Origin of the sequence: Aquisalinus luteolus (assembly GCF_009712425.2) — a bacterium.
GTDB classification, from domain to species: Bacteria; Pseudomonadota; Alphaproteobacteria; order Caulobacterales; family Parvularculaceae; genus Aquisalinus; species Aquisalinus luteolus.
The window spans coordinates 173,150-198,695 of the sequence record NZ_VCJR02000002.1 but is presented as its reverse complement, the minus strand read 5'-3'; the positions used below and the strand labels follow the sequence as shown (position 1 = coordinate 198,695).

General features: G+C 62.1%; 25 protein-coding genes. 14 read left to right on the top strand and 11 right to left on the bottom strand.

Annotation, left to right across the window (positions count from 1 at the left end; translation table 11 throughout):
- Positions 1 to 23: 23 nt before the first annotated feature.
- The 3 genes from FF098_RS09360 to dnaQ are packed head-to-tail and all read left to right on the top strand — an operon-like array spanning position 24 to position 2,821.
- Positions 24 to 620, top strand: a complete 597-nt coding sequence (locus FF098_RS09360) for a Maf family protein (RefSeq protein ID WP_155139840.1) — start codon at positions 24 to 26, stop codon at positions 618 to 620.
- Entirely contained in the window at positions 620 to 2,062 is a 1,443-nt protein-coding gene (locus tag FF098_RS09355; RefSeq protein WP_155139838.1) for a shikimate dehydrogenase, read from the top strand. Before FF098_RS09360 ends, FF098_RS09355 begins: the two co-directional genes overlap by 1 nt.
- Before the next feature lie 60 nt (positions 2,063 to 2,122).
- Entirely contained in the window at positions 2,123 to 2,821 is a 699-nt protein-coding gene (dnaQ, locus tag FF098_RS09350) for a DNA polymerase III subunit epsilon (protein ID WP_155139837.1), read from the top strand.
- A gap of 26 nt (positions 2,822 to 2,847) precedes the next feature.
- Here dnaQ and secB read toward each other — a convergent pair whose 3' ends face one another.
- The 3 genes from secB to FF098_RS09335 all read right to left on the bottom strand — a co-directional run bounded on the left by secB (position 2,848) and on the right by FF098_RS09335 (position 5,971).
- Complete coding sequence (gene secB / locus FF098_RS09345) at positions 2,848 to 3,408, bottom strand: protein-export chaperone SecB (RefSeq protein WP_155139834.1); 561 nt, start codon at positions 3,406 to 3,408, stop codon at positions 2,848 to 2,850.
- Positions 3,409 to 3,508: 100 nt separating this feature from the next.
- Entirely contained in the window at positions 3,509 to 5,461 is a 1,953-nt protein-coding gene (locus FF098_RS09340; protein ID WP_155139832.1) for a sialate O-acetylesterase, read from the bottom strand.
- A 111-nt stretch (positions 5,462 to 5,572) separates the two neighbouring features.
- Entirely contained in the window at positions 5,573 to 5,971 is a 399-nt protein-coding gene (locus tag FF098_RS09335; RefSeq protein WP_166426454.1) for an FxsA family protein, read from the bottom strand.
- Positions 5,972 to 6,138: 167 nt separating this feature from the next.
- On the opposite strand from FF098_RS09335, the gene FF098_RS09330 reads away from it, so the two are divergent.
- From FF098_RS09330 to FF098_RS09320, 3 genes are all read left to right on the top strand, one after another.
- A complete protein-coding gene (locus FF098_RS09330) occupies positions 6,139 to 6,780 on the top strand; it encodes a Tim44/TimA family putative adaptor protein (protein ID WP_155139828.1) in 642 nt (213 codons plus the stop codon).
- 78 nt (positions 6,781 to 6,858) lie between these two features.
- Positions 6,859 to 8,181, top strand: a complete 1,323-nt coding sequence (mltA, locus tag FF098_RS09325; RefSeq protein ID WP_155139826.1) for a murein transglycosylase A — start codon at positions 6,859 to 6,861, stop codon at positions 8,179 to 8,181.
- Complete coding sequence (locus tag FF098_RS09320) at positions 8,153 to 8,746, top strand: Smr/MutS family protein (RefSeq protein ID WP_155139824.1); 594 nt, start codon at positions 8,153 to 8,155, stop codon at positions 8,744 to 8,746. The genes mltA and FF098_RS09320 overlap by 29 nt, the downstream gene beginning before the upstream one ends.
- A gap of 11 nt (positions 8,747 to 8,757) precedes the next feature.
- On the opposite strand, the gene FF098_RS09315 is transcribed toward FF098_RS09320, so the two are convergent.
- The 4 genes from FF098_RS09315 to hslV all read right to left on the bottom strand — a co-directional run bounded on the left by FF098_RS09315 (position 8,758) and on the right by hslV (position 12,939).
- The gene (locus FF098_RS09315) at positions 8,758 to 10,134 is read right to left on the bottom strand and encodes a hypothetical protein (protein ID WP_155139822.1); all 1,377 of its coding nucleotides are present in this window, start codon (positions 10,132 to 10,134) and stop codon (positions 8,758 to 8,760) included.
- Positions 10,135 to 10,246: 112 nt separating this feature from the next.
- The gene (gene hslU / locus FF098_RS09310) at positions 10,247 to 11,557 is read right to left on the bottom strand and encodes an ATP-dependent protease ATPase subunit HslU (RefSeq protein ID WP_155139820.1); all 1,311 of its coding nucleotides are present in this window, start codon (positions 11,555 to 11,557) and stop codon (positions 10,247 to 10,249) included.
- 96 nt (positions 11,558 to 11,653) lie between these two features.
- A complete protein-coding gene (locus FF098_RS09305; RefSeq protein WP_166426453.1) occupies positions 11,654 to 12,370 on the bottom strand; it encodes a polyamine aminopropyltransferase in 717 nt (238 codons plus the stop codon).
- Entirely contained in the window at positions 12,367 to 12,939 is a 573-nt protein-coding gene (gene hslV, locus FF098_RS09300) for an ATP-dependent protease subunit HslV (RefSeq protein ID WP_155139818.1), read from the bottom strand. Before hslV ends, FF098_RS09305 begins: the two co-directional genes overlap by 4 nt.
- A 185-nt stretch (positions 12,940 to 13,124) precedes the next feature.
- Between hslV and hisB the strand changes: the two genes are divergently transcribed.
- From hisB to FF098_RS09265, 7 genes are all read left to right on the top strand, one after another.
- Positions 13,125 to 13,718, top strand: a complete 594-nt coding sequence (hisB, locus tag FF098_RS09295) for an imidazoleglycerol-phosphate dehydratase HisB (protein ID WP_155139815.1) — start codon at positions 13,125 to 13,127, stop codon at positions 13,716 to 13,718.
- Positions 13,719 to 13,843: 125 nt separating this feature from the next.
- Complete coding sequence (locus tag FF098_RS09290) at positions 13,844 to 14,149, top strand: hypothetical protein (protein ID WP_155139813.1); 306 nt, start codon at positions 13,844 to 13,846, stop codon at positions 14,147 to 14,149.
- A gap of 121 nt (positions 14,150 to 14,270) precedes the next feature.
- Positions 14,271 to 14,921: an imidazole glycerol phosphate synthase subunit HisH gene (hisH, locus tag FF098_RS09285; protein ID WP_155139811.1), complete on the top strand. Its 651-nt coding sequence runs from the start codon at positions 14,271 to 14,273 to the stop codon at positions 14,919 to 14,921.
- 11 nt (positions 14,922 to 14,932) lie between these two features.
- The gene (hisA, locus tag FF098_RS09280) at positions 14,933 to 15,652 is read left to right on the top strand and encodes a 1-(5-phosphoribosyl)-5-[(5-phosphoribosylamino)methylideneamino]imidazole-4-carboxamide isomerase (protein ID WP_155139809.1); all 720 of its coding nucleotides are present in this window, start codon (positions 14,933 to 14,935) and stop codon (positions 15,650 to 15,652) included.
- Positions 15,653 to 15,662: 10 nt separating this feature from the next.
- Entirely contained in the window at positions 15,663 to 17,258 is a 1,596-nt protein-coding gene (locus FF098_RS09275; protein WP_155139808.1) for a CYTH and CHAD domain-containing protein, read from the top strand.
- Positions 17,258 to 18,037, top strand: a complete 780-nt coding sequence (gene hisF, locus FF098_RS09270) for an imidazole glycerol phosphate synthase subunit HisF (protein ID WP_155139806.1) — start codon at positions 17,258 to 17,260, stop codon at positions 18,035 to 18,037. The genes FF098_RS09275 and hisF overlap by 1 nt, the downstream gene beginning before the upstream one ends.
- The gene (locus tag FF098_RS09265; protein WP_155139804.1) at positions 18,030 to 18,371 is read left to right on the top strand and encodes a phosphoribosyl-ATP diphosphatase; all 342 of its coding nucleotides are present in this window, start codon (positions 18,030 to 18,032) and stop codon (positions 18,369 to 18,371) included. The genes hisF and FF098_RS09265 overlap by 8 nt, the downstream gene beginning before the upstream one ends.
- A gap of 54 nt (positions 18,372 to 18,425) precedes the next feature.
- On the opposite strand, the gene FF098_RS09260 is transcribed toward FF098_RS09265, so the two are convergent.
- Positions 18,426 to 19,421 carry an adenosine kinase gene (locus FF098_RS09260; RefSeq protein ID WP_155139802.1) on the bottom strand — a complete coding sequence of 332 codons (996 nt, stop codon included), beginning with the start codon at positions 19,419 to 19,421 and terminating at the stop codon, positions 18,426 to 18,428.
- A gap of 108 nt (positions 19,422 to 19,529) precedes the next feature.
- Between FF098_RS09260 and FF098_RS09255 the strand changes: the two genes are divergently transcribed.
- The gene (locus FF098_RS09255; RefSeq protein ID WP_155139800.1) at positions 19,530 to 19,976 is read left to right on the top strand and encodes a hypothetical protein; all 447 of its coding nucleotides are present in this window, start codon (positions 19,530 to 19,532) and stop codon (positions 19,974 to 19,976) included.
- A 13-nt stretch (positions 19,977 to 19,989) separates the two neighbouring features.
- Here the strand turns inward: FF098_RS09255 and FF098_RS09250 are convergent, their stop codons facing one another.
- The 3 genes from FF098_RS09250 to FF098_RS09240 form a co-directional block, all read right to left on the bottom strand.
- Entirely contained in the window at positions 19,990 to 21,762 is a 1,773-nt protein-coding gene (locus FF098_RS09250; protein WP_155139798.1) for an AmpG family muropeptide MFS transporter, read from the bottom strand.
- A 93-nt stretch (positions 21,763 to 21,855) separates the two neighbouring features.
- Positions 21,856 to 23,700: a response regulator gene (locus tag FF098_RS09245; RefSeq protein ID WP_155139796.1), complete on the bottom strand. Its 1,845-nt coding sequence runs from the start codon at positions 23,698 to 23,700 to the stop codon at positions 21,856 to 21,858.
- Between the two features lie 128 nt (positions 23,701 to 23,828).
- Entirely contained in the window at positions 23,829 to 25,412 is a 1,584-nt protein-coding gene (locus FF098_RS09240; protein WP_155139794.1) for a YifB family Mg chelatase-like AAA ATPase, read from the bottom strand.
- Between the last annotated feature and the right edge of the window lie 134 nt (positions 25,413 to 25,546).

Below are 25,546 nucleotides of genomic sequence, written 5' to 3'. Positions count from 1 at the left end.
TACGAGATGTCGGGACGGAAATCATGAGCAGGATCATTCTTGCCTCAGGCAGCCAGATCAGGGCGCAGATGCTGCGCAATGCGGGCGTGCCTTTCGAGATCGTGCCGAGCGATGTCGATGAGGCAAGCATCAAGGAAAAGTGCTGGGCCGCCGGCAACGATCTGCGCGATATCGCCATGCGGCTTGCCGAAGCCAAGGCCCTCTCCGTCAGCAAGCAGAATGAGGACGCTTACGTAATCGGGGCCGACCAGGTTCTGGGTCTCGACGGCAAGCTCCATGACAAGCCGGTCGACATGGACGAGGCGAGGGTGCGGCTGAAGGAATTTTCCGGTCGCACGCATACGCTCTACAGTGCCGCCTGCATCGCCAGGGGCAGTGATGTGATGTGGCAGGTGATCGACTATCCGACATTGACCATGTGTACACTGAGCGATGAAACCATAGATCGATATCTGGCCGAAGCAGGTGAGGGGATATTGTCCTCCGTCGGCGCCTATCAGCTTGAAGGCGTCGGTGCCCGGCTTTTCCACCAGGTCCATGGCAACTATTTCTCCATTCTGGGCTTGCCCTTGCTGCCCTTGCTGGCGTTCCTGCGGGAACAGAAACAGTTGGGGTATTGATGACACAGGCGCGATTCAGGGGTGCGATTGCAGGATGGCCGGTCGGTCATTCGCTGTCGCCTGTCGTCAATGCCTGGTGGCGCAGGAAACACGGTGTTGCCGGTTCGTATGAACATATGCCGTGCGAGGGCGGCGAGGCAGAGTTCCGCCAGCTTGTCGAGCGCCTGAAAGCCGAGGAATTCACCGGCATAAACGTGACTATTCCGCACAAGGAAAATGCCTTCAAGGTGGCGGACACTGTCAGCGACAGGGCAAAGGCACTGGGCGTCGCCAACACGCTGGTATTCTATGATGGCAAGGTCCATGCGGATAATACAGACGAAGAGGGATTCTACGCCTCGGTCATGGCTGTAAGGCCTGAGCGCAAGTCCCGCGCTCTGGTTCTTGGGGCGGGCGGCGCTGCACCTGCCGTACTCATGGCGCTGCACCGCGCCGGGTTTGAGAACATCGATATCAGCAATCGCACGAGGCAGAAGGCGGAAGGGCTAAAGTCCCGCTTTGAGTGCCTGTCAGAAATCGTCGACTGGTCAAAATTTGCCGATAACCTGTCCGCATACGACCTTGTCGTGAATACCACCTCTCTCGGTATGCATGGCCAGCCGCCACTGGAGGTCGACCTGTCGGCGGCACCGGATCACATGATCGTAGCGGATATCATCTATACGCCGTTGGAGACGCCGCTGCTCGCACAGGCAAGGGCGCGGGGCCTGAAGACCTTCAATGGCCTTGCCATGCTGGCAAATCAGGCAGTTCCGGGGTTCGAGCACTGGACCGGCATTCGGCCGGCGGTAACGCCGGATCTGATGGAGCATCTGGAAGACAGGCTGCTCGGGCGTATTCCGCCGGTCGCGATAGCGCTCACGGGTTCTATCGGCATGGGCAAGTCGACGGTCGCGGCGATGTTTGCGCGCCTTGGTGCCCACACATGGGATGCCGATGATGCCGTCCATCGTCTTTATGCTGAGGGTGGCGCGGCCGTGGAGCCGGTTGCAGAGCTGTTCCCGGACGTTATCCAGTCCGGTGCCGTCTCCCGTGAAAAGCTGTCAGCCCACCTGCTGGCCAACCCCGGCGACTTCCCGGCGCTGGAGGCGGTGGTTCATCCGCTGGTCGCGGCAGACCGGGCGGTGTCTTTCGACAAGGCGCAGCGGGCAGGGGCCTTATCCTGCGTCATGGATATCCCGCTGCTGTTCGAAAAACATCTGGAGAAACCGTTCCAGGCGGTGGTCGTCGTCACAGCCGACGAGGAGGTGCGCCGCAAGCGCGTGCTGGTGCGGCCGGGCATGACAGAGGAAAAGTACAGATCCATCGTCGCTCGCCAGATGCCGGAGGGCGAGAAGATCGCCCGCGCCGACTACGTTATCCGGACCGATCTCTCGCTGGAGGAAACAGCGGCAGAGGTGAGCGATGCTTACCGCCAGATTCTGGAAAAGTACGCTTACTGAGGGCCTGCGGAACTTCCCGAAATCCTTGTCGGCTCGGGCAAACAGTGCTGATATCCAGCCATGCGGCAAATCATCTTCGATACGGAAACGACGGGCTTCGATCCCGGAGAGCACAGGGTTGTCGAGATCGGTGCGATCGAACTGGTGCGCGGCGCGATCACCGGCAACTCCTTCCATGTCTATATCAATCCGGAGCGCGACATGCCGCCGGATGCCGAGCGCGTGCATGGCCTGTCGGCGTCCTTCCTGAAGGACAAGCCGCTCTTTTCCCATGACAGCGTCGGCAAGGCATTTTGCGCATTCATCGCCGATGCGGAGCTGATCGCGCACAATGCCGATTTCGACATGCGCTTCATCCAGTTCGAGTTGAAGAAGTGCGGACTGCCGGAACTGGCCAATCGCGTCATCGACACGCTGAAACTGGCCCGGCGCAAGTTTCCGGGGGCGCCGGCCTCGCTCGATGCGCTGTGTTCGCGTTTTGGCATCGACACGACAGAACGCGAGCGGCACGGCCACGGGGCACTGCTCGACTCCAGGCTTCTGGCCGAGGTCTATATCGAGCTGACCGGCGGGGCGCAGGCAGGGCTCGATTTTGCCACGCTGCGCGACGGCGAGGATGACGGTTCGATCGGCGGCAAGGCGCTGCAGCGACCGGCGCCCCTGAACCTCTCCGTCTCGGAAGAGGAAAAAGCGGCCCACGCTGCTTTTGTGGCAGAAATGGAAAGCCCGCTCTGGGCAAAACTGCTCAAAGCGGGCTGATTGGCCTGATCGGATTTCAGGGAAGACTAGGCCTGGCCAGCCGGTGGCTCGCTACCGTCCGAATTCTGTCCCGCGGCCTTCAGTTGCGAGGCGCGTTGCTCCAGCTGGGCACGATACATGCCGGCAAAGTCGAGCGGCTCCAGCATCAGCGGGGTGAAGCCACCTCCGCGCACGGCTTCGGCGATTACCTGGCGGGCAAAGGGGAACAGAAGTCTTGGACCCTCTACCAGAAGGGCAGCGCCCATCTGGTGTTCGGCAACGTTCTGGATCAGAAACAGCCCTGCATAATTGGTCTCTACGACATAGAGCAGGTCTTTCGTGTCACGGTTGGTGGCGCGGGCACTGATCGACATTTCGACTTCAAAGAAGTCCTTGCCCATGGGAAAGTCGTCGCCCATCGGGCGGGCACCGAGATTTACCTCCAGCTGGATTTCCGGCTTTTCCTGCGCCTGCTGCATGGAGATCGGGGCGTTAGGGTTCTCGAAGGAGAGGTCTTTTACGTACTGGCTTGCCACGCGCATCACGGCGCCTTTGGGCTGGTCACCAGTCTGGCCATCACCGAGGCCAATGTTGTTCGTTTCGGACATGATATGATCCTTATGGGGAAATTCTGATTCTGAAAGAATGGGCTGCTACCACGCCTGCCTGAATCCGGCAAGCGCGGGGGAATTGAGTGTCAGCCGCGTCTCATTCCCGCTGGACCATCAGCCCGAACGGCGCAGCCGGCAGGCCGAAATCATCGTAAAGGGTGCAGATCGGTGCATCCGCCCAGCAGTAACGGACCTCGCCATCGATCACATCGGTATCGATTTCGAGGTCACTGCCATTGGTCGATGCAGTCACATAACGGCACGGCTCATCGGCAGGGCAGAGTTCAAGGGCGTTGGGGCTGGTACCGCCAATGACGGAAAGCGCGCCGTTCACTTCGTCGAAGCTGACGATGATCTTCCCGTCTCGTGCAGTCGCGCTCGTGGCGATGGGTCCCGTGGCGACATCCTGGCCATAGGCAAGGTCGCGCATCAGCCGGGCCGCGCGCTGGCCGAGCACAAGCTTGTCCGCCGGGTGGATATCGCGGGCATTGCCGGCATCGACGCTGACGATCAGGCCGGTACTCGGGTCAGCAGCCGCAACGGCGCGCTGGGCCTCCCGTAGTCCGGCCCAGCCAGAATCGACCGGCCCGGACCTTAGAGTGCCAAAATTGGCAAGCTGCACGACGCCAAACGGCATTTCGCTACCGAAACGGCCCCGCCAATCTTCGATCATGGCAGCCAGATAGTCATCATAGGTTTGCGGCTGGCCAGCATCGGACTCGCCCTGGTACCACAGCGCCGCCTTCAGGGGCATCTCGCCGAGCGGCGCGATCATGGCATTATACATGCCGGTGAGGCCGGTAACGGAGGTCCATGGCGGGCTCGGCGGTGCGCCTACAGATGTCGGGATGACATTATAGGTCCAGCTGTCGCCGAGCGGGATGGCGTCCCCGCCGGCGAGCATGAGGGCAATATCCTCGGTCGGGCCGGTCATGCCGCCCTGGTCCCATCCGCTATAGACGCTGACGACGATGGTATTCTCGCCTTCTTTCAGCATTCCGTCCGGCAGGTCATAGGTTCGCGGCGTGCCCCACCCGAAGGTGGAATTGAGGAACTGCCCGTTGATCCAGGTGACGTCGACTTCGTCAATCCGGGCGAGTGAGAGCGCGTTGGCGGCGGCCGCTTCTTCTGCGGTCAGGGAAACGGTGGTGGCGTAAAAGACGATACCATTGTGATTGCCGGTCGTCTCGTTCTCCCACACGGTCCAGCTGGTATGCGGGATCGGGACCGGCTTCCAGCGCTCATAGTCAGCCCCTTTGTAGGCCCATGGAGCCGGGTCGGACGGCATGGCGCTCGCCCACCAGTCTTCCCAGACAGCACCGAATTTTGCCGCTCCCGCTACGGGGTCCTCGGCATAGGCGGCGAGCATGTCGAGCTTGTCATCGTCGAGACCGGTTTGTGCCAGCGCTGCGGCACTCATCCACGCCTCGATCTGCGATCCGCCCCAGGAGGCATCGATCAGCCCGATGGGCACATCGACATCGGCCTGCAGATCCTTTGCGAAGAAATAGCAGACGGCGGAAAAACCGGCGACCGACCCCGCATCAGCCGTTTGCCACGACGTTTCGCTGCCAAAGGTGTAGACCGGCGCAGGGGTCGAGGCCTTGGGCACTTTCAACAGACGCAGGGTGCTGTCTTCTGACTGCCCCAGGATGCGATCAGGGTTGAGGGCGCGTTCGACCGGATATTCCATGTTGGACTGGCCGGAGCACAGGAAGACATCGCCAGCCATGACGTCATCGATGCTGATATCCGCCCCGTCGCGATTGCTGACGGACAGGGTGTAGGGCCCGCCGCCATCGGTCGGGCGCAGGCTGACCTGCCAGCGGCCATCGCGGTCGGCGGTGGTGCGATAGGTGCGGCCATTGAAGGAAACGGTAAGCCTTTCGCCCGGCTCAGCTATGCCCCAGACGGGTACGGCCTTGTCGCGCTGGATAACCATGCGATCGGTAAAGACTTGCGCGAGCTGCGGCGCGGCCTCTGCGGAAAGAACCGGAACGGTTACGGACGCCGCGCCGAATGCGCCGGCCAAAAACCTTGATTTCAGCATGTCATTTCCTTCCCGGAACGGTCTTGGTGACCTGTCTTGTTATCGCTCGCAACCTTATGGCGGGGAGGGAAGGCCCGCAAGGGGCTTTATGGCTGGCCCAGGATCCGGAACCTAGAACTTGCGGAACATGATGCGGGTTTCGCCGCGCTCGATCGATCCCTTGATCTTATTCAGGAAGGCCCGGGCAATGGCGTGGCGTACGAACGGCACCAGCAACAGGAAACCGAAGGCGTCGGTGACAAAGCCCGGCGTGACGAGAAATGGAACGGCGATCAGCAGGAAGACGCCGTCGACGACAGCCTCGACCGGTGCCTGTTTGCTCTGCATGTCGCTGCGCAGCCGGTTCAGTGCCTGCAGGCCCTGCCAGCGCAGGATGGCGCCGCCGATGACGGCGGTGGCGATGGTCGCGAGGATCACCCAGCCAGCGCCGAAAACCGTGCCCGCCTTGATCAGCACGTAGATCTCGATGAAGGGCAGTGCGATCAACAGGAGAAAGAGGTACAGGATCATGGTATTGGGTCTGTCCTTCCAAGGCATGTCGTGCGTTGCTGTCGGACACGATATCGAAAAGCGGTTGCGCCGCGTGCCCTAGGTTTTTACCTGTGGGACATATATAGGTTTGTGAGGCATATTTGAAACCTCTTGCCTCGCCGCGCCCAATAACCGCAGAAAGCATTATGGACCTGACGACTATCATCTTCGCCGCCCTCGCGGGCTTCATCTGTTACCGTCTCTATACGGTTCTCGGCACCCGTGGCGGACACGAGCCGGACGAGCAGGAAGAGCCGCCCTTTGCCAAGCAGGCAGAGGATGTGCAGGCTACCATGCCGGAAGAGCCGGTGAGCCGCACGGAGAACGAGCCTGGCTGGGCCGAGCCTATCCGCGATGCCTGGCCGGATTTCCGCGCCGGTGAGTTTCTGTACGGGGCAAAGTCGGCCTATGAGATGATCGTCGAGGCATTCGCCGGAGACAGGCTGGCTGAGGTCAAGCCCTATCTCGATCCGGGTGTCTATCGTGCCTTCGAGGCGGCGGTTAAATCGCGCCGCGATGCCGGCCAGACATCCGAACTGAATTTCGTCGGCATCGAGAATGCGAGTTTTGCCGGATACAATGTCGAGAACGGCATGTTGCGGATCACCGTCGATTTCCGCTCCGACCAGGTGCGTGTCCTGCGTGACCAGAATGGCGAGATCATCGAGGGCGACCCGAACCGGATCGACCTTGTGCGCGACAGGTGGACCTTTGCCCGGCCGTTAAAGAGCCGCGATCCGAACTGGATACTTGTCGAAACAGGCGGCTCCGCACCGGACGCATCCTGAGCCGACCATTTGAGATTCTGGGCCCGGGGCAACTGACGCCTCATAGTCTATCCGGGACCCTTCTGGACGAGGAACAGGATGCATCTTCAGACACGCATATGGCAGGCGATCGCCGCGCTCGCCATCGTCGCCTTTATCGTCCTTTTGCTGATCAAGCTTCCCTTCGGGGGTGAGGAAGACGAGCCGGTGACGCGGTCTGTCGAGCTGCCGCCGCTCGGCTATGAGGTCGTCACTTTTGATGCCCTTCCGGGTTGGGCCGTCGACAATCACCGCGAGGCGCTGGAACCCTTCCTGCGCTCCTGCATAGCGCTGCAGGCGCGCCCGGCTGAGGCTGCGGCAAATCCGGTCGAGTATCTGGCAGAGGACCAGCCGGTCAGCTTTGGCGGCACAAGCGCAGACTGGCAGGGGCCATGCGAGGCCGCGCTGGCACTGGTCCAGAGCGGTAACGTGACGCTTGATGAGGCGCGGGCGTTCTTCGAGGCAAATTTCGCCCCCGTACAATTTTCGCAGCCTGTCGTCGAGGCCGACACCGCCCCGATGATGACCCAGGACGGCCTGTTCACCGGCTATTTCGAGCCGATCTATCCGGCATCGGCAACGCGCACGGACGAATTCTCTGCGCCGGTGCTGACACGCCCGAGCGATCTCGTGACGATAGAGCTCGGCACCTTTCGATCAGAGCTGGCAGGCACGCGCCTGGCGGGCCGCGTGGAAAACGGCCAGCTCGTGCCCTACGACACCCATGCCCAGATCATGCGCGACAGGCCACAGACGGAAGTGCTGGCCTGGATGAACCCGAACGACCTGTTGTTCCTGCAGATTCAGGGTTCCGGTCGCCTGTCCATCGACGGGCGCGATGTTCATGTCGGCTATGCTGCGCCCAATGGTCATCCGTATACCGCAATCGGTCGGGAGCTGGTTCGCATCGGCGCGATGACGCTGGAACAGGTTTCCATGCAGTCGATCTATGAATGGCTGGAATCGGCACCGGCAGAGGCGGCGGCGCAGGTGCGGGAAGTCAATGAGTCCTACATCTTTTTCCGTCTGGTGACGGAGGAGAAAGACCCGGCGCTCGGCCCCTTCGGGGCGCAGGGCATCCAGCTGACGGCGATGCGCTCGCTGGCGGTGGACCGGCGTTATCATACGCTCGGTGCGCCGGTCTGGGTCGATCTCGATACGGATGATAACCATCCCTATCCGATGCAGCGCCTGTTCATCGCGCAGGATACGGGCGGGGCGATCCGCGGGCCGGTGCGCGGCGATGTCTTCATCGGCAGCGGCAGCGAGGCGGGTGGACAGGCAGGGTTGATGCGCCGGACTGGCCGAATGTATACGCTGTTGCCCTTGAGCATTATCGAAAGGCTGGAAGGGGATGGCACGCAAGCGCAAGCTGACGCCTGATGAGAGCAGGCTGTGGCAGCGGCTGACGACATCCGTCCGCCCGATGCCGCCTGTGCGCATGCCTGATGTGGACGAGCAGGCTGATGCGCCTGTGGTGAAAGAAACCGCGAGCCAGAAAGATGCCAGCCCCCGCTCGACCATCCAGCGCCGTATCGTCACCAACAAACCTTCCGGGCAGACACAGCGTCTGGCTGTCAGGCAGCCCGTGGACGAGGCAGGCGATCCGCGCCAGACACGCCACGTCTCGCGCGGGCGGCGGCCCATCGATGCAACACTGGACCTGCACGGATTAAGCCAGGAACAGGCTTTCGTGGCGCTGTCGCGTTTCCTGCAACAGGCCCGCGCCATCGGTCATGCAACGGTCTTGGTGATTACCGGCAAGGGCGCGCCCGATGCGGATACGATGCCGGGCTATCAGGTTTCGCGCGGCATTTTGCGGCGTCGCTTCCTCGACTGGGCCGATGGTCCGTTCAGGGAGCATATCGCCTCGATAAGTCAGTCGCACCAGCGCCATGGCGGCTCCGGCGCGTTTTATGTTTTCCTGAAAAAGCAGCGCCGGGGCTGACGACCTGCAGGTCAGCTCATCAGCATATAGGTGGCAATCGCCCCCGCAAGGGCAAACCCGCCAGCGAGGAAGACCCACACCGCCGCAGGCATCGTCTTTGCTGCAACAGGCGCATCCGGCATGACGCGGTCCGAGGCGTAGCAACCAAGCACTTTTGCCTGCCAGCCCTTGTCCGCATTGGACGCCTTTGTCAGGACCTTGTGCAGATTCTTTCGGTCGGCGTCGGAATGAACGGCGATCTCGAACACCGTCGGCAGGGTGTCCGGCCGGTCGTTCAGCACGATCGGCGTATGGCGCAATCCGCCGCGGTTCATCACGTCCGTCAGTTCCGCCGTATCGGCGACACCCTGTCCGCGCGTGTCGACTTTCAGCAGTACACGGACATGACGGGAGGTGTTGAAGCCGATCTTTGCCATCAGGCCTGCAACGATACCGCCATCACCGGCGATCTTGTCTGCCGCGCTTTCCCCTTTGGCACCTTTGCCCGGCTTGCCGGTCTTTGGCTGCTTGCGCTTGACGACGAGGAAGTGTGTTTCGATCCCGCGCCCGCCGACAAGGCCCTGGTCGACGACGACATAGTCGGCGCTGAGGGTCGCATCCTTGGCGTCAGCATGGTAATTGCGGTCGCCCAGCAGCACGACATCAAGCGGCAGTAACACCCCAACGAGCGGCTTGCCATAGTTCTTGCCCTTGATCTCGCTGGTGCGCTTCAGGCTGTTATGGGCCTCTGAGAAGCTGGTCTGGATGGTGCGCTCCGGATCCAGAAGCAAATAGGCCTCGTTCAGAACATCCCTGTACGGATTGGAATGTTCCGGCAGGCGGGAGATCTCTATGCCCTGTGCCCGGAAGCCGTCAACGGCGGCGCCGCAACGGTCGAGCGCGTCAGGCGAGGCATAGATGGTGCCGATGCGGCGGCGGATCGCGGTCTGCGCTGCGCGGCCATTGGCGAGAGTGCCAACGGACCCGGCGCGATAGGAAGACGGGAAGGCGCTCTCTGCCTGTTCCTCCACCATGGCACTCGGCACGGCCAGAACATACTGGTCGCTCGCAGACTTCTCGGCCACGACTTCATAGTCCTGGAAATCGATCAGTGTAGCGAGGGTTTTCTTGTCATAGCCGGCGCGGTCGTTCTGAAGCGGCACGACGGCCAGCTCGGCATCATTGGAGATGAGCGAGGCGAGCGTGTCTGCGGTTGTGCGGCGCGGGCTCGTCAGGCGATAGGAAAAGGCCGACTGCTTGCCATGGTCGCCGGCCGGTCCGCCAGCGCCGCGTGTGCCGTTTGCCAGCTCCGATGCGATCTGGAAGCCGAGGCCATGCTCTTCATCCTGATAGGCAATAAACCCGCCAGTTCCGAGCGACTGAGTCTTGATAGAGCTGCCGTCAGCCATGCGCAAATCCCCACTTTCCAAGGGATTTTATCCATTTATTAACCGTTGCGCTACCCCCCACGACGCCTCCGGGGTGCCTATGTCGCCTGAGGCCCGGGGTGAGCTTTACCGGTTACAGGATGAATTTCGACAGGTCGGCATTGGCGGCGAGGTCGCCGAGATTGTCCTCGACGAAGGCTGCATCGATGGTCACGCTCTGGCCGCCGCGGTCTGTGGCGGTAAAGGAAATCTCCTCCAGCACCTTTTCCATGATGGTGGCGAGCCGGCGCGCGCCGATATTTTCCACGCTGGCATTGACCAGCGCCGCCTTGTCGGCGAGGGCGTCTATGCCATCCTCGGTGAATTCCAGCGTCAGGCCCTCTGTCGCCATAAGTGCCTGATATTGCTTTATAAGGCTGGCTTCAGTGTCGGTCAGGATCTGGCGGAAATCTTCCTTGGTCAGGGCATCGAGCTCGACCCGGATCGGCAGGCGGCCCTGCAATTCCGGCAAGAGGTCGGACGGCTTGGCAATGTGAAACGCGCCGGACGCGATGAACAGGATGTGGTCGGTCTTCACCGGCCCGTATTTGGTGGTGACGGTCGAGCCCTCGATCAGCGGCAGCAAATCGCGCTGCACCCCTTCGCGGGAGACATCTGCGCCAGCTTTTTCGGAGGAGCGGGTGACCTTGTCGATCTCGTCGAGGAAGACGATGCCGTCATTCTCGACCAGTTCGACAGCCTCGGCGGATAGGCTCTCCTCGTCCAGCAGCTTGTCGGATTCCTCGGCAACCAGCGGCTCATAGGCTTCTTGTACCTTCAGGCGGCGGGTTTTTTTCGGTGCGCCGAAGGCCTTGCCCATCATGTCAGACAGGTTGATCATGCCCATCTGGGCGCCCGGCATGCCCGGGATATCCATGGTCGGCATGCCGCCACGGCCGGTATCGGTCAGCGCGATCTCGATCTCGCGGTCATCGAGCTCGCCCTCGCGCAGCTTCTTGCGGAAGGACTGGCGCGTGCCTTCGCTGGCGTTTTCGCCGACGAGAGCTTCCAGCACGCGGTCCTCGGCCATCTGATGGGCCTTGGCCTTGACCTCGTCGCGCTTCTTGTCGCGCACGAGGCCGACGGCGACCTCGACCAGGTCGCGGATGATGGAATCGACATCGCGGCCGACATAGCCAACTTCAGTGAACTTCGTCGCCTCGACCTTCAGGAAGGGCGCACCGGCCAGCTTGGCCAGGCGGCGGGAAATCTCGGTCTTGCCGACGCCGGTCGGCCCGATCATCAGGATGTTTTTCGGCGTCACTTCCTCGCGCAGCAGGCCATCCAGCTGGCGGCGGCGCCAGCGATTGCGCAGGGCAACGGCGACGGCGCGCTTGGCCTTCTGCTGGCCGATGATGAAGCGGTCGAGTTCGGAAACGATTTCGCGCGGCGAAAAGGTGGTCATGAAGCGTCCTGATACTGTTTTGGTCACCGGTACTTAGGCCGAGGCCCGGCGCACCGCAACATGCGTGGTGTTACAGTGTGTGAAGGTGTGGAGAAATCACGCCTTGCGGGCGAGATAGACGGTCTGGGTGAAGGGCTTGTCCTGCAGCGGATTGTGGAAGGTGACCGGTTCGGCACTGGCTGAAGCGAAGACCGATTGTAGCCTGGAAGTGAAGCGTTCATCCGGCCTGTCGTCAGACCACAGCCCGAAAACACCGCCGGGTTTAAGGTGCCGGGCGAGGGCGGCCAAGCCATCGGGCGTATAGAACCCGGCGTTGCCGTCATTGAGCAGCGCCTCCGGCGAATGGTCGATATCGACGAGAATCGCATCGAACTGCCGTCCGGGTTGCGCGTCATCGAAGCCGCCCTCGCTGGCGGCGCGGGCAAAGAAATCCTGCTCGGCGAAGGTCACGCGCTCGTCTCCAGCCAGCGGTGGGTCCAGCGGCACAAGGCCTTGGCAATGCCAGTCGATCACTGGCGCCAGATACTCAGAGATGGTGAGGGACGCGACGCGGCTGTCTTCCAGCACAGCGCTGGCGGTATAGCCCAGCCCAAGCCCACCGACGAGCACATCGAGTTTGTCGCCTTTGCAGGCTTCCAGTCCCAGCCTCGCCAAAGCGCTCTCCGACGCGGTGAAGGCATCCGACATCAGGTGCTCGTCGCGCAGGATGATTTCGTAAATGTCGCGGTCGAGCGCCGGATAGAACCGCCGCCGCAGGGCGATCATCCCGATCGGGGTGTGCTGGTAGTCGAGCTCTTCGAAGAGGCGGCTCACGCGCCGGTCTTCGCGGGAATCTGTTCCAGCGTGAGGCTGTCATTTGTGTAGATGCAAACCTTGGCGGCGATTGCCATGGCCTCGCGCACGATCTGCTCCGCACTCATATCGGTGTTCTTGTACAGCGCCAGTGCGGCCGAGTAGGCGAAATTGCCGCCGGACCCGATGGCGGTGACGCCGCCACCGTCAATTTGTTCCGGTTCCAGAACGTCCCCGATGCCGGTTATGGTTAAGGTCGTGTCTTTATCCGCGACGATGATCATCGCTTCGAGTTTGCGCAGGTAACGGTCTGTGCGCCAGTCCTTGGCGAGGTCGACACAGGCGCGCATCAGCTGGGTCGGATATTGCTCCAGCTTGGCTTCCAGCCGCTCCATCAGGGTGAAGGCATCGGCGGTGGCGCCCGCGAACCCGGCAATCACATTGCCCTTGGCGATGCGGCGAACCTTGCGGGCATCGCCCTTCATCACCGTATTGCCGAGGGAGACCTGGCCGTCGCCGCCGATGGCGACCTCGCCATTGCGGCGGACGGAGAGGATGGTGGTGCCGTGCATAGTCAGTTGATCAGTCATGGAGGGGTCCTTAGCCGGTGCGGGTCACTGTCTCAACCGCCAGATAGGCGTAAAGTGATCGCGCCGCCACCCGTCTCTGGCGGGTGTTAACGCATAAACGCTTGAAACCTCACCCCTTATCAATATTTTGTCGCCATTCTGAACCGCGTGCCCTATGTCAGGGCGCGACAGAAGGATTGCTTATCATGACCGCCCGCACCGCAGAGATCAGCCGCGACACGAAGGAGACGCAGATCAGCGTTTCCGTCAATCTCGACGGCACCGGCCAGTATGACGTGGAAACCGGCATCGGCTTCCTCGACCATATGCTGGAGGGTTTCTCCCGCCATTCGCTGATCGACCTGAAAGTGCGTTGCAAGGGCGACCTGCATATTGACGGGCACCACACCACGGAAGATGTCGGCATCGTGATGGGCATGGCGGTGGCCAAGGCGCTGGGTGACTGCAAGGGCATCACCCGCTTCGGCCATGCTTACATCCCGATGGACGAGACCCTGTCCCGCGCTTCGCTGGATGTGTCCAAGCGCCCTTACCTGATCTGGAAGGTCCACTTTACCCGCGACAAGCTGGGCGAGATGGATACCGAGCTGTTCCGCGAGTGGTTTCACGCCTTTGCCATGAATGCCGGCATCACGCTGCATGTCGAGAACATCTATGGCGAGAACAACCACCATATCGTGGAGAGCTGCTACAAGGCGCTCGCACGGTCCCTGCGCATGGCGGTGGCCGTCGATCCGCGCGAGGGCGGGGCCATGCCGTCGACCAAGGGCATGCTCTAGTCTGGTCAGGGCCTTCTATTAATTAAGCAGTAATTCGCGCTTAAAACCCGTTACACGGGCACCTTCCTGCGATATGGTTAACGGGTTGCGCGCGACGCAACGCCAAACCTGGGGAAGGAAATCCGATGACAAAAATCCTGTTCGCAAGTGCCGCCGCCATGGCCCTCGGCCTGTTCGGCGCGGCTACCGCTCACGATCATGGCGAATTGAGCGAAGGCGCCAAGCAGTTCAAGGAAGGCTGTAAGCAGTACCAGGCCGAATATGGCGGCAACACCGATTGCGGCTGTCTCGCCAAGAAAGTCGACAGCGACGAGGAGTTCGCAGCAGAAATGATGACCGTGATGGGACCGGAAGACGTGGTTCGCCTGTCCGAGGCCTCCTTGGGAAAAATCGCAGCCTGCGAGATGAAAGAAGAAGCCGCTGAGGAATAATCTTCGGTTCTTTGCCTGAATGATGAAAGCGCCCCGAGGGGCGCTTTTTTCTTGTGCGTTTTCTTGCCTTTCGGCGGTTTTGGCCTGTCTTACCGCATAACTCTGTGGCAAAGGGGGGCCCATGCAGAAGACGGTTATCATCGACTATGGCTCCGGCAATCTCCATTCGGCGCTGAAGGCGTTCGAGCGAGTGATCGCAGAGCATGATCTGGCCACGAGCGTTGAGGTGACGAGCGATGCGGACGCGGTGACATCCGCCGACCGGATCGTGCTGCCGGGCGTCGGCGCTTTCGCCTCCTGCCATAGCGGCCTGATGGCGGTGGACGGCATGGTCGCAGCGCTGGAGAAGTCCGTTCTGGAGGCGAAACGGCCCTTCCTTGGCATATGCGTCGGCATGCAATTGCTGGCGAGTGGGTCGGAGGAGTTCGGGTCCACACCCGGCCTCGGCTGGCTGCCGGGGACGGTCAAAAAGATCACCCCGCGCGATGCTTCCTTCAAGGTGCCGCATATGGGCTGGAACGTCGTCAGCGGCGAGCGGCACGCGGTGCTGCCCAATGACGGGCCGGCCCATAACCATGCCTATTTCGTCCATTCTTACCATATGGTGCCGGACGACCCCGCGCATGTGCTGGCGACGACGGACCACGGCGGCGAGATCGTTGCCACCGTCGGGCGCGACAATATCCTCGGCGTGCAGTTTCACCCGGAAAAGAGCCAGGCCTATGGCATGGCGCTGATCAGAAATTTCCTGACATGGGAACCAGAAGTTTAGGAGCCTGACCTTTGAGCCTTACCCTCTATCCCGCCATCGACCTGAAGGGCGGGCGCTGCGTGCGCCTGTTCAAGGGCGATATGAATGCCGAGACGGTCTACAACGACGATCCCGCCAACCAGGCCGGAAAGTTCAAGGCTGCCGGTTTCGATTGGTTGCATTGTGTCGATCTTGACGGTGCTTTCGCAGGTGAAGCGGCAAACGCTGACGCGGTGGAGGCGATCCTCAAGGCGACCGACGTGAAGGTGCAGCTGGGCGGTGGCATTCGAACGATGGCTTCTGTGGCGAAGTGGCTGGAGCTCGGCCTTGCCCGGGTCATCCTCGGGACGGCGGCGGTGAAGGACCCGGCACTGGTGAAGGAGGCTGCGAAAGCCTTCCCCGGCCAGGTCGTTGTCGGCATCGATGCCCATGGCCACAAGGTTGCGACCGAAGGGTGGGGCGAGACCTCCGAGCATACGATCGAGGATATCGCCCTCCGGTTCGAGGATGCGGGGGTCGCGGCGATCATTTACACTGATATCTCCCGCGACGGCACGCTGACCGGCGTTAACGTGGATTTGACGGCTGATCTGGCACAAAGGGTCTCTATTCCGGTGGTCGCCTCCGGCGGGGTCGCCTCTCTGGATGACGTCATGGCGCTTATGGGCACCGACGTCGAGGGCGTGATCATCGGCAAGGCGCTCTATGACGGGCGCATCGACCCGGCGGAAGCGATTAAAGCGGCGAAGTAAAGGACACTGAATGAGTGGCATGGACGGCATAGCGGAGCAGGCACAGCGCGACAGTGCGGTCCGCCCGTCTCTCCGATTGGGCGGGCAGGAACGGGCTGTTGATGCCTGCCGGTCGCTCGATCTAGTCACCTCCCATCGTGCAGGCCCTGCTTTCGAGGCGGACATCATCTCGACCTGGCGCGATCGCCCGGGGCAGGACGCGACGCTGTCCTCCGGCATCGTCATGGAGCTGAAGCGCGAGAACGGCACCATGGTGCAGACCATTTCCGGCCAATTGCCGGAGGGCGCGCCACTCGACATTTCATATGATTTTGGCGGCGAGGGAAAGTCCGGCCTGCCACGCATGCAGACCAATCTGAAACTCGATCAGGCAGGTGCAGAGCCGTCGCGCATGCGGTTGCGCCTGCGCACGGAGCTGAACCGCCGCGTCGTGCCGCTGCGCTATGGCGACAGTGCGCTCACCCTGACACTGGAGACCGGGCGCGTATTCGCGTGGCCGGAGGATGGCCGCTTTCTGTCGCAGCGCGTGGGGCAGGCGGAACTGGTACTTGACGACGGAAAGATTGAAGACCTGAACGGCTTTGCCATTGCGCTGGCTGAGGCAACGGGCCTTGGCCCTGTGATTCGCACGCCGGAGCAGATCGGACGAGACCTGTTACAGGAAGACCTCGGCGGCCCGGTCAAGGCGCCGCGCTACGATTTGGCCGATGAGGCGACAGCTGCCGATGTGCTGGAAAAGGCGCTTGCGGCGTCTGCTGTCCAGATTTTCGGTAATATCGCGCCCGCCCGTCTTGGCGATGCGGAGGGGATCAAGCAGCTGCGTATCGGCCTGCGCCGCCTGCGCTCGATCCTGAAACTGTTCAGGAAACATCTGCCGGAAGATCAGCGAGATAATCTTGTTGCGGAGGCAAAACGGACCGCCTCTGTGCTTGGGCAAGCTCGCGACCTCGATGTGTTTGTCGAGGAGACATTGCCGGCTATCCTTGAGACTGGCTTGCCCGGGGACAGTGAACGGCAAGGGCTGGAGGCGCTGGGTCATCACGCCGACCTGATCCGTCAGGCAGACAAGCGTGCGGCAATGCGACTGGTCGACGAGGACCCTGGCTTTGCCGGGTTCTGTGTGCGCCTGCAGGTCCTGCTCGCAAGCGCCCCGTGGCGCGATGATGAGCGCCTGCAAAAACCGGCGCGGAAGTTTGCGAAGAAAGCGCTCGGCAAGGCCTTGGCCAAGGTCGAGGCGACGGGCCAGACCCTCGCCGAAGCACCGCCGCATTCGCGCCATCCGCTGCGCGTCGAGCTTAAAAAACTGCGCTATGCCCTGCATGCTTTCCGCCCGCTTTATGTGAAAGAAGAGCGCAATCCGTATTTGTCTGCCCTCTCTTTGCTTCAGGATGAATTTGGCGCACTGAACGATGCCGTTGTCGCGCGGGACATGGTGATGCGGGTCGCACAGAGCGATCTCGGCTCGGAGGACCGTCTACAGATCGAGGCGGGCGCTGGCTATGTCACCGGCTGGACCCAACGTGGCCTGACCGGGCAGGGTGACCGCGTGCTCGAAGCCTGGCGGGCGTTCGAAAAATTGTCGCCGTTCTGGCAGGAGCAAGCCTGATGCTGACGACCCGGATCATTCCCTGCCTTGATGTGAAAGACGGGCGCGTCGTCAAGGGCGTGCAGTTCGAGGATCTGCGCGAAGCAGGCGATCCGGTCGAGGCCGCAGCCGCCTATGATGCCGCAGGCGCGGACGAGCTATGTTTTCTCGATATCTCTGCCAGCCATGAGGGCCGGGCAACGCTTCTTGACATTGTCAGCCGCACGGCGGAGCGGTGCTTCATGCCGCTGACCGTCGGCGGTGGCGTGCGTTCGGTCGAGAATGTCCGCGCATTGTTGCTGGCCGGGGCTGACAAAGTGGGTATCAACACCGCCGCGGTGAAAAACCCGGATCTGGTGCGCGAGGCCGCTCAGGTCTTCGGCGCGCAATGCATCGTCGTCGCCATCGATGCCCGCCAGACCGGGCCGGGCAGATGGGAAATCTATACCCATGGCGGGCGCGAGCCGACCGGCATCGACGCCGTCGCCTTTGCCAAGCAAGTGGCTGGGCTGGGCGCAGGCGAGATCCTGCTGACCTCCATGGACCAGGATGGCGTCAAGAATGGCTATGACATTGCCCTGACGCGCACCATCGCCGATGCTGTGGATATCCCGGTGATCGCCTCGGGCGGTGCGGGGACGCTTGATCATCTCGTTGCGGGTGTGCGTGATGGCGGCGCCTCCGCAGTGCTGGCCGCCTCGATCTTCCACTTCGGCACCTATACCATTCCGCAGGCAAAACAATACATGGCCCAAGCCGGTCTTCGCATGCGGCTGGACGCGGAGCATGCCCATGGATGATCTCCATTACAAGGGGCTGGGAAAACAGCTGGAAGCGTTGTGGGAGACCATCGAGTCCCGGCGGGGCGCCGATCCTGAGAGCTCCTACACAGCCTCTCTCCTTTCGAAGGGTGCGGAGCGTTGCGCGAAGAAGTTTGGTGAGGAAGCGGTCGAAGCGGCCCTTGCCGGGGCGTTGGGCAAGAAAGATGAGCTGGCGTCTGAAGCAGCGGACACGCTTTATCACTTATTTGTCCTGATGGCTTCAGCGGGTGTCGAGCCTGCCGACGTTGCCGAAAAGCTGGCAGGCCGCACCGGCCAATCGGGCCATGAAGAAAAGGCCAGCCGCAAGGGCTGACCTTTATCTTTTCAATGTCAAAATGTGTCGATATCTTGACGCCGTAAGGATCGCTCAGATCAGACCGTGATCCTTCGCCATGTGCTCCAGCGACTTTTGCGGGCGCGGGCCCATATGGCTGATGACTTCAGAGGCTGCGAGCGAGCCGAGTTTTGCGCAGGTCGCCAGCGGCATGCCGCGGGTCAGGCCATAGATGAACCCGCCAGCATAGCCGTCGCCGGCGCCCGTGGTATCGACCAGCTGTTCTGGCGCAACGGCATCAACTGTTTCAGCCGGGCTGTCCGGACCCATCACGATCGAGCCCTTCTCGGAGCGCGTAATGGCGAGATAAGGCGAGATGCCGTTCAGCTTCTCGACCGCTTTCTCGACCGTATTGGTTTCGGCGAGCGCTTTTGCTTCTTCTTCATTGGCGAAGACGATATCGACATGATCCCTGATGAACTGCACAAAGTTGCCGTGCTGGCGTTCGACGCAGCCCTTGTCAGACAGGGTGATCGCCGTCTTGCGGCCTGCTGCGCGGGCGATTTTTGCGGCTTTTTCCATCGCCTTGCGGGCGACCGGCTGCTCGAACAGGTAGCCTTCGAAATAGGTGACAGCCGCGGCGCTGATGACCTCTTCGTCGACATCGGCTTCGCTGACATGCTCTGCCGCGCCGATGAAGGTCAGCATGGAGCGCTCAGCATCCGGTGTGACGTTAATCAGGCAACGCCCGGTCGGGGTTTCATCTGCCATCGGGGCGGCAACGAATTTCACGCCGACATCTTCCATCGATGCCTTGAACACATCGCCCAGTCGGTCACGACCGACCTTGCCGATAAAGGCAGCTGTCCCGCCAAGCGAGGCGAGGCAGGCTGTGGAGTTCGCAGCTGACCCGCCGGCGATTTCCTGGGTCTCGCCCATTTCCTTGTAGACGGTCAGCGCATGCTCTGCGCCGATCAGGATCATCCCGCCCTTGGTGATGTCGTGAGTGACTAGAAATTCGTCATCGCAATGGGCGAGAACATCGACAATCGCGTTGCCAACGGCGGCAAGATCGTAGGTATGGGCCATGGACAGTCTTCCTGAGGTTACGGAAAGTTCAGCGGCAATCCATAAAGAGGCAGACTAACAATGACAACCATAGTTAGAGGGCACCGTTGCAGGCCAGAGAGGTGGACCATGCCATATCGCGTAAACAGATTTCTTCCGGCCACACTCATATTGTCCGCCTCGCTTGCTGCCTGCGAGACGAGCGAACAGGCTCTTGCGCCGGTTGAGATGAGAGATGCCGAAGCGGTCGTCTCGGAGGAGGCTGCACCGCCAGCCAAGGAGGCGACGGTTCCGGTCGAGCAGCCAAGGACCCAGCGCCCACGCAATGCCGGTGTGTCCGGCGACAGCTATATCGGCCAGCCTGCCACCTCGCTGGAGGCGCTGGTAGGTCAGCCCGCCTTCACCCGCAAGGAAATGGCGGGCGAGTTCCGTCGCTATGACCTTGGGCCGTGCCGGGTCTATGCGGTGATCTCCGAGAACGGCAATGGCCGACCGGTCATCGGAAGCCTGTCGATCAGCGGCACCATGCCGGGTGAGGCATCGATGACGCTGCAGCAGTGCCTGGACGCTGCCTGAGTATTCGGCTTGTCTATCCGCGTTCCGACGCCTTGAGCTTGTTCGCCGCGCCGATGCGCGCCTGGCGGATCCACTCCCCTACCGAGGCGGCAACGCCGACAAGGCCCAGCACAGCCGTCAGTATGAAGACGAAGGCATAGCCCCGGTTCTCGATCAGCTCTCCCAGATAGCCACGGCCAAGGACGCCAATCAGCATGGTCAGCGAGGCGAGCAGCGCGTATTGCACGGCGGCATAGTTCTTGTTCACGATGGAAGACAGATACGCCACATAGGCGACGCTGGCGAAGCCGACGACGAGGTTTTCCCCCGCGATGACCAGCAGAAGCCGCCCGATGCGGTCATCGATGGTGATCGGCGCATCAAGAATAGGTGTCGTGTAGAGCCAGTTGGCGGCGGCCTGAAGCGGGCCATAGACGATGTCGAAATGTACGAAGTCGATGAAGGCATCGACGCGGGCCCCGCCGACCGCAAGCTCCGCATAGAGAAGGTTCGTTGCCGCCGCGAGGATGCCGCCGATAACAAGCGCGCGCATGCGCCCGATGCCGGCGATGATGAATCCGGCAAGCGCCGTGCCGGTGATGGTCATGAGCACGCCGAACATTTTTGACGCAAAGGCGATCTCCGACAGGGTATAGGCAAGCCCGCCGGTGTCCGGTGCGCCGAGATAGAACGGATAGGCAAAGGCGCCCCACACCGTATCGGCATAGCGATAGGTAAGGACGAGGGCGAGGATCAGGATCGCGGCATAGCGCAGGCGATAGACGAGATCGATCATCGGCTCCAGCAGCGCCGTGTAGAGAAGGTCGGCCGGGCTTGTTGCCGGGGCCTCCCCGCCTGTCGGGTGGGGGTCGCGCTTCAGGATCATGATCGCCGCGATGACCGGCGCGCCGACGCAGGCAGCGACGATGAACGGCCCGGCAAACAGCGTGAAGTTTCGCGTGCTCGGCGGCGTTTCGGCCGTCACCATATAGGCCATGAAGCCGAACAGGATGATCAGGCACACGACCCATACGGCGAGCACCGGCCAGATGAATTTCTGACGATCCTGGCCGAGGGCGACGCCAAGGGTGACGCTGCGCCGCTCCGGCAGGGCAGGTGCGCCCTTGACCGGGCGTCCCTCCGCATCCGGAATAAAGAAGACGGAGGCAAAGCAGATCGCCATGGCGACGGAAACGAAGATCCACGCCTGACCCCAGCCCGCGACATCGGCATAGATCAGCATGCCGCTGCCGCCGATGAAGACGGCGGAGCGATAGCCAAGCTGCACCACGGTCGACAGCGTGTCGAGCATCTGGCTCGTTTCTGCCGCGCGGATGCGCCATGCATCGATGGCGATGTCCTGCGTTGCCGAGGCAAAGGTCGACAGGACAGCGAGCAGCGCCACGATGGCGACGCCGCGCGACGGGTCGAGCCCGCTGATGAGCACGAGGGAGAGGACGATCACGGCCTGGCAGGCGATCATCCATCGCCGAAGCCCGCCCATGCTGATGGCCTTGGGCAGGATAGGCAGGTTGATCGCGCTGATCAGCGGCGACCAGAGGAACTTGAAGGCATAGGCAAGACCGGCCCAGGACAGAACGCCGATGGTCGAGGTCGTCACGCCGCCATCGGTGAGCCAGGCGATCAGCGTGCCGGTGAAGATCACGTAAGGCAGGCCCGACGCGATGCCGAGGATGAACATGAAGGTTCGCTTGCCCGGTGACAGCATGCCGATGGTATCGGCATCGGTTTTTGCGGCTGGTGCCTTGCTGTCCGGGTTCTCTTTATCGGGGGTGGGTTCGGCCACGCGCAAACTCCTCTGGTGCTGGGCAAAGCTTATAGCACTTCGCGCCAGAAGAAAGACTGGGACTGCTTAAGGGTTTGTCAGATGGGCCGTGGCCTAGGCTGCGTTTCGGCCGTGTTCGCGGCCGGGACCCCAGCGCATGACGACATTGCGCAGGTCGACAGGGTCGAACGGCTTGGTCAGGAAGTCGTCCATGCCGACATCGAGGCAGGTTCTGCGGTCCGCCTGAAGGGAGTTGGCGGTGAGCGCCACGACAGGCAGGTTTGCAATAGCGCCGCTTGACGCGCGCAAATGGCGCGTTGCGGCCACGCCGTCCATGCCCGGCATGTGCATGTCCATCAGGACAAGGTCATAGCTGGAACCGGAGAGAGCCTCGATAGCCTCCCGCCCGTTCTCGACGAGATCTACCTCGTGGCCACAATTGCGCAGGATCGTGCTGGCAAGGATCGCGTTGATCTGGTTGTCCTCTGCCAGCAAGACGCGGAAGGTGCGGTCATTGGCTGGCTCGGTCTGATTGCTGCCTGTCTCTTGGCGGGTTGCTTGCTGGGGGCTGGCCGGTTGCGCGGTCTGCCGGGGCGTGGCCACCCTGGCGTGGGGCTGTGATGACGCCGGCGTCTCGCGTGGCTCGCAGGCATCCTGCAGGCGTTCGGCAAGGCTCTGCTGGCGGATCGGCTTGATGAGATAACCATCGAAGCCACGCTCGCGCAGGGCGGCGAGTTCGTGGCGGGCGGTGGTCGACAGCATCACGAGGGCCCGGTCTGCTTGGGCTATCAGGTCCGGAGCCAGGGCATCGGCCATCGGCCTGTCGCAAAGCAGGATGGCATCTTTCGTGCGCCTGAGGAGGGCAGACGCCTTTTCAGCATCACGGGTGATGCAGGTCTTGCGAACCTGCGCTACCGCAAGCTGGGACCGCAGCGTGCGGGCCATGATCGGTGAATCCGTCAGCACGATGACAGGTCGGCTGATCGGGGCGGGGCGTTGAGGAACACTCGCGCCCGGTGCGCGGCGCATCGGGATCGTTACCGAGAAAATGCTGCCCTTGCCGAGCGTGCTCTCAAGCGTCACATCGCCATCCATCGCCCGAACAATCTTGCGCACGATGGCAAGGCCAAGGCCGGTTCCTTCCTGCTGGCGCTCGCCAGCGGGGCCGGCCTGCGCAAATTCGTCGAAGACAGTATCGAGATCGGCGGCATCGATGCCGATGCCCGTGTCGATGACATCCATGCGCAGGGAGATGCGGTCGTCGGGTTCCTCATGGGCGTGCATTTCTATGGCAACGCCGCCTTGTTCGGTGAACTTGACGCCATTGCCCGCGAGATTGAGCAGGACCTGCCGCAGGCGCGCCGCGTCGCCGATGATCTGTGTCGGGACGGATGGTGCCACATAGGAGCCGATGTCGAGATTGTTGTCACCGGCGCGAGGGGAAAGAAGCTCGACGACATTCTGTACCAGCGCGCGCGGGTCGAAGGGAGCCTGTTCCAGCTCGAGCCGACCAGCTTCGATCTTGGAAAAATCGAGAATGTCATTGATCAGTGTCAGGAGGGCGGAACCTGACTGATGGACAGCGTCGGCATAGGAGGCCTGGTTCGGGTCGAGATCTGTCTTCATCAACAGGCCGGTCATGCCGAGAATGCCGTTCAGGGGCGTGCGCATCTCGTGGGTCATGGTGGCGAGGCGGCGCATCGGCGCGTCCTCGTCGACGATCCGGCCGGTATGAATGGTCAGGCCGTTTCCTGTTGCATTACGGCGCCAGTCGATGCGCAGGGCATCGCTCTTCCGGGAAAGCGTATCGAGATCGAGATCGCGGCCGCGCCAGTCCGAAGGGTGCCCGCCAAAAGTTTCGCAGAAGGCCGGATTCACGTGCATACAGGTGCTGTCGTCGCGGATCAGCGCGACGAGGTCTGGCATGGCATCAAGTATGGTCTTTTCCGTCAGGTCCATGTTCAGGGAACCCCTCCATCAGGGTTCATCCTAAAGCTAGACTTTTTGAAAAATCGTAATGAAATACGGTTAAGCAGCCTTAACCATATTTTCCTTATACGCCCTAATTCTACATATGAATCCGTGGGCTAGCGTGCCTTGAGGCTGTTGCCGCCGGATGAAAAGGCGGGCGGTGCCATGCCAGTTGCCGCATCGCGCTGGCGATAGCTGATCGCCTCTGCGATATGGCGCCGGGCGATGCCGTCCACGCCATCGAGATCGGCAAGGGTGCGCGCGACGCGCAGGATGCGCGTATAGGCCCGGGCTGACAGCGACAGGCTTTCCGCCGCACGCGCCAGAAGCGCCGCGCCCTGATCATCCGGCTGCGCGACGCGTTCCAGCAGGCTGTCGGACAGCTTGGCGTTGGTGCGGGGGCGGGGATCGCGAGGGTCTGCAATCGCGCTGGCGCGATCCTCCTGCGCCGCGCGCGCGGTGGCGACGCGGGCCGCGACCATCGCCGTCGTCTCGCCATTGGCCGGGGCGGCAAGGTCCATCGCCGTGACGGGCGGTGTTTCGATCATCAGATCCATGCGGTCGAGGAAAGGGCCTGAAACGCGCGACTGGTAGACCTGTTCGCAATTAGGCCCTCGCCCGCAGGCACGACCGGATGCCTTGCCATGCCCACAGCGGCACGGGTTCATCGCGGCAACGAGCTGGAAGGATGCCGGATAGCGCACATGGGCATTGGCCCGGGCGATGACGACGTCGCCTGTTTCCAGCGGCTGGCGCAGGCTGTCCAGCACCTGGGGCGTGAACTCCGGCAGCTCATCAAGGAACAGAATACCATTATGGGCAAGGGACGCCTCGCCGGGTTTTGCTTTCAACCCGCCGCCGACCATGGCGGCCATGGAGGCAGAGTGGTGCGGAGCGCGATAGGGCCGTGCGCGCGAGATCGAGCCATTGCGGATCAGCCCGGCCAGGGACTGGATCATCGAGACTTCCAGCATCTCGGCAGGCGAGAGTGGCGGCAACAGGCCCGGCAGGCGCGAGGCCAGCATCGACTTGCCTGATCCGGGCGGGCCGACCATCAACAAATTATGGCCACCGGCGGCGGCAATCTCCAGTGCGCGCTTTGCGGTCTCCTGCCCCTTCACATCCTTCAGGTCGGCAACGGCAGGGCCGGGGGCGAGATCCCCCGGCTGCGGGCTTGCCAGAACCTGGGTGCCCTTGAAGTGGTTGACCAGCTGGATCAGCGTCGAGGCCGCGATGATCTGCGCATCGCCGCCGGCCCAGGCCGCCTCCGGGCCATTGCCAGCGGGGCAGATGAGCCCAAGGTCCAGCCCGTTGGCGGCGACGGCCGCAGGAAGCGCGCCATTGACCGGCAGGATCGAACCGTCGAGGCCCAGTTCCCCCATCACGGCGAAGCCCTGCGCCAGATCCTTTGGCGCTGCGCCCATTTCCATCAGCAGGGCAAGCGCGATCGGCAAGTCGAAATGACTGCCCTCCTTGGGCAGGTCGGCAGGGGCAAGATTGACGGAGATCCGCTCCGGCGGCAGCCCAAGTCCGATGGCTGAGAAAGCGGCGCGGACACGCTCCCGCGCCTCGTTCACCGCCTTGTCCGGTAAGCCGACAATGGTGAAATTGTTATTGGCACCGCCGGTCAGCTGTACCTGCACGCGCACGGGCCGTGCTTCGATCCCCTCAAAGGCAAAGGCTGTAACCTCGGCAACCATGGCGCTCTCCTCTCTCGCCCGGCAGCCTAGGCGCGAGCGCGAACAGCGTCAAGAACAAAAAAAGAACACATTAACAAATCCTTTCTATCTCTGCGCGTAGGCATGGTGCTTGCTACCCTAGGGGCGTGCGCAAA

Excerpts from the sequence above, each read along its gene's own strand:
- FF098_RS09355 (WP_155139838.1), top strand. The coding sequence starts at position 620 with ATGACACAGGCGCGATTCAGGGGTGCGATTGCAGGATGGCCGGTCGGT.
- FF098_RS09260 (WP_155139802.1), bottom strand. The coding sequence starts at position 19,421 with ATGGCCCATACCTACGATCTTGCCGCCGTTGGCAACGCGATTGTCGAT.
- mltA (WP_155139826.1), top strand. The coding sequence starts at position 6,859 with ATGCATCTTCAGACACGCATATGGCAGGCGATCGCCGCGCTCGCCATC.
- FF098_RS09240 (WP_155139794.1), bottom strand. The coding sequence starts at position 25,412 with ATGGTTGCCGAGGTTACAGCCTTTGCCTTTGAGGGGATCGAAGCACGG.
- FF098_RS09320 (WP_155139824.1), top strand. The coding sequence starts at position 8,153 with ATGGCACGCAAGCGCAAGCTGACGCCTGATGAGAGCAGGCTGTGGCAG.
- FF098_RS09315 (WP_155139822.1), bottom strand. The coding sequence starts at position 10,134 with ATGGCTGACGGCAGCTCTATCAAGACTCAGTCGCTCGGAACTGGCGGG.
- dnaQ (WP_155139837.1), top strand. The coding sequence starts at position 2,123 with ATGCGGCAAATCATCTTCGATACGGAAACGACGGGCTTCGATCCCGGA.
- FF098_RS09340 (WP_155139832.1), bottom strand. The coding sequence starts at position 5,461 with ATGCTGAAATCAAGGTTTTTGGCCGGCGCATTCGGCGCGGCGTCCGTA.
- hslV (WP_155139818.1), bottom strand. The coding sequence starts at position 12,939 with ATGACTGATCAACTGACTATGCACGGCACCACCATCCTCTCCGTCCGC.
- hisB (WP_155139815.1), top strand. The coding sequence starts at position 13,125 with ATGACCGCCCGCACCGCAGAGATCAGCCGCGACACGAAGGAGACGCAG.
- hisH (WP_155139811.1), top strand. The coding sequence starts at position 14,271 with ATGCAGAAGACGGTTATCATCGACTATGGCTCCGGCAATCTCCATTCG.
- FF098_RS09265 (WP_155139804.1), top strand. The coding sequence starts at position 18,030 with ATGGATGATCTCCATTACAAGGGGCTGGGAAAACAGCTGGAAGCGTTG.
- secB (WP_155139834.1), bottom strand. The coding sequence starts at position 3,408 with ATGTCCGAAACGAACAACATTGGCCTCGGTGATGGCCAGACTGGTGAC.
- FF098_RS09360 (WP_155139840.1), top strand. The coding sequence starts at position 24 with ATGAGCAGGATCATTCTTGCCTCAGGCAGCCAGATCAGGGCGCAGATG.
- hslU (WP_155139820.1), bottom strand. The coding sequence starts at position 11,557 with ATGACCACCTTTTCGCCGCGCGAAATCGTTTCCGAACTCGACCGCTTC.
- FF098_RS09275 (WP_155139808.1), top strand. The coding sequence starts at position 15,663 with ATGAGTGGCATGGACGGCATAGCGGAGCAGGCACAGCGCGACAGTGCG.
- hisF (WP_155139806.1), top strand. The coding sequence starts at position 17,258 with ATGCTGACGACCCGGATCATTCCCTGCCTTGATGTGAAAGACGGGCGC.
- FF098_RS09290 (WP_155139813.1), top strand. The coding sequence starts at position 13,844 with ATGACAAAAATCCTGTTCGCAAGTGCCGCCGCCATGGCCCTCGGCCTG.
- FF098_RS09255 (WP_155139800.1), top strand. The coding sequence starts at position 19,530 with ATGCCATATCGCGTAAACAGATTTCTTCCGGCCACACTCATATTGTCC.
- FF098_RS09335 (WP_166426454.1), bottom strand. The coding sequence starts at position 5,971 with ATGATCCTGTACCTCTTTCTCCTGTTGATCGCACTGCCCTTCATCGAG.
- FF098_RS09330 (WP_155139828.1), top strand. The coding sequence starts at position 6,139 with ATGGACCTGACGACTATCATCTTCGCCGCCCTCGCGGGCTTCATCTGT.
- FF098_RS09245 (WP_155139796.1), bottom strand. The coding sequence starts at position 23,700 with ATGGACCTGACGGAAAAGACCATACTTGATGCCATGCCAGACCTCGTC.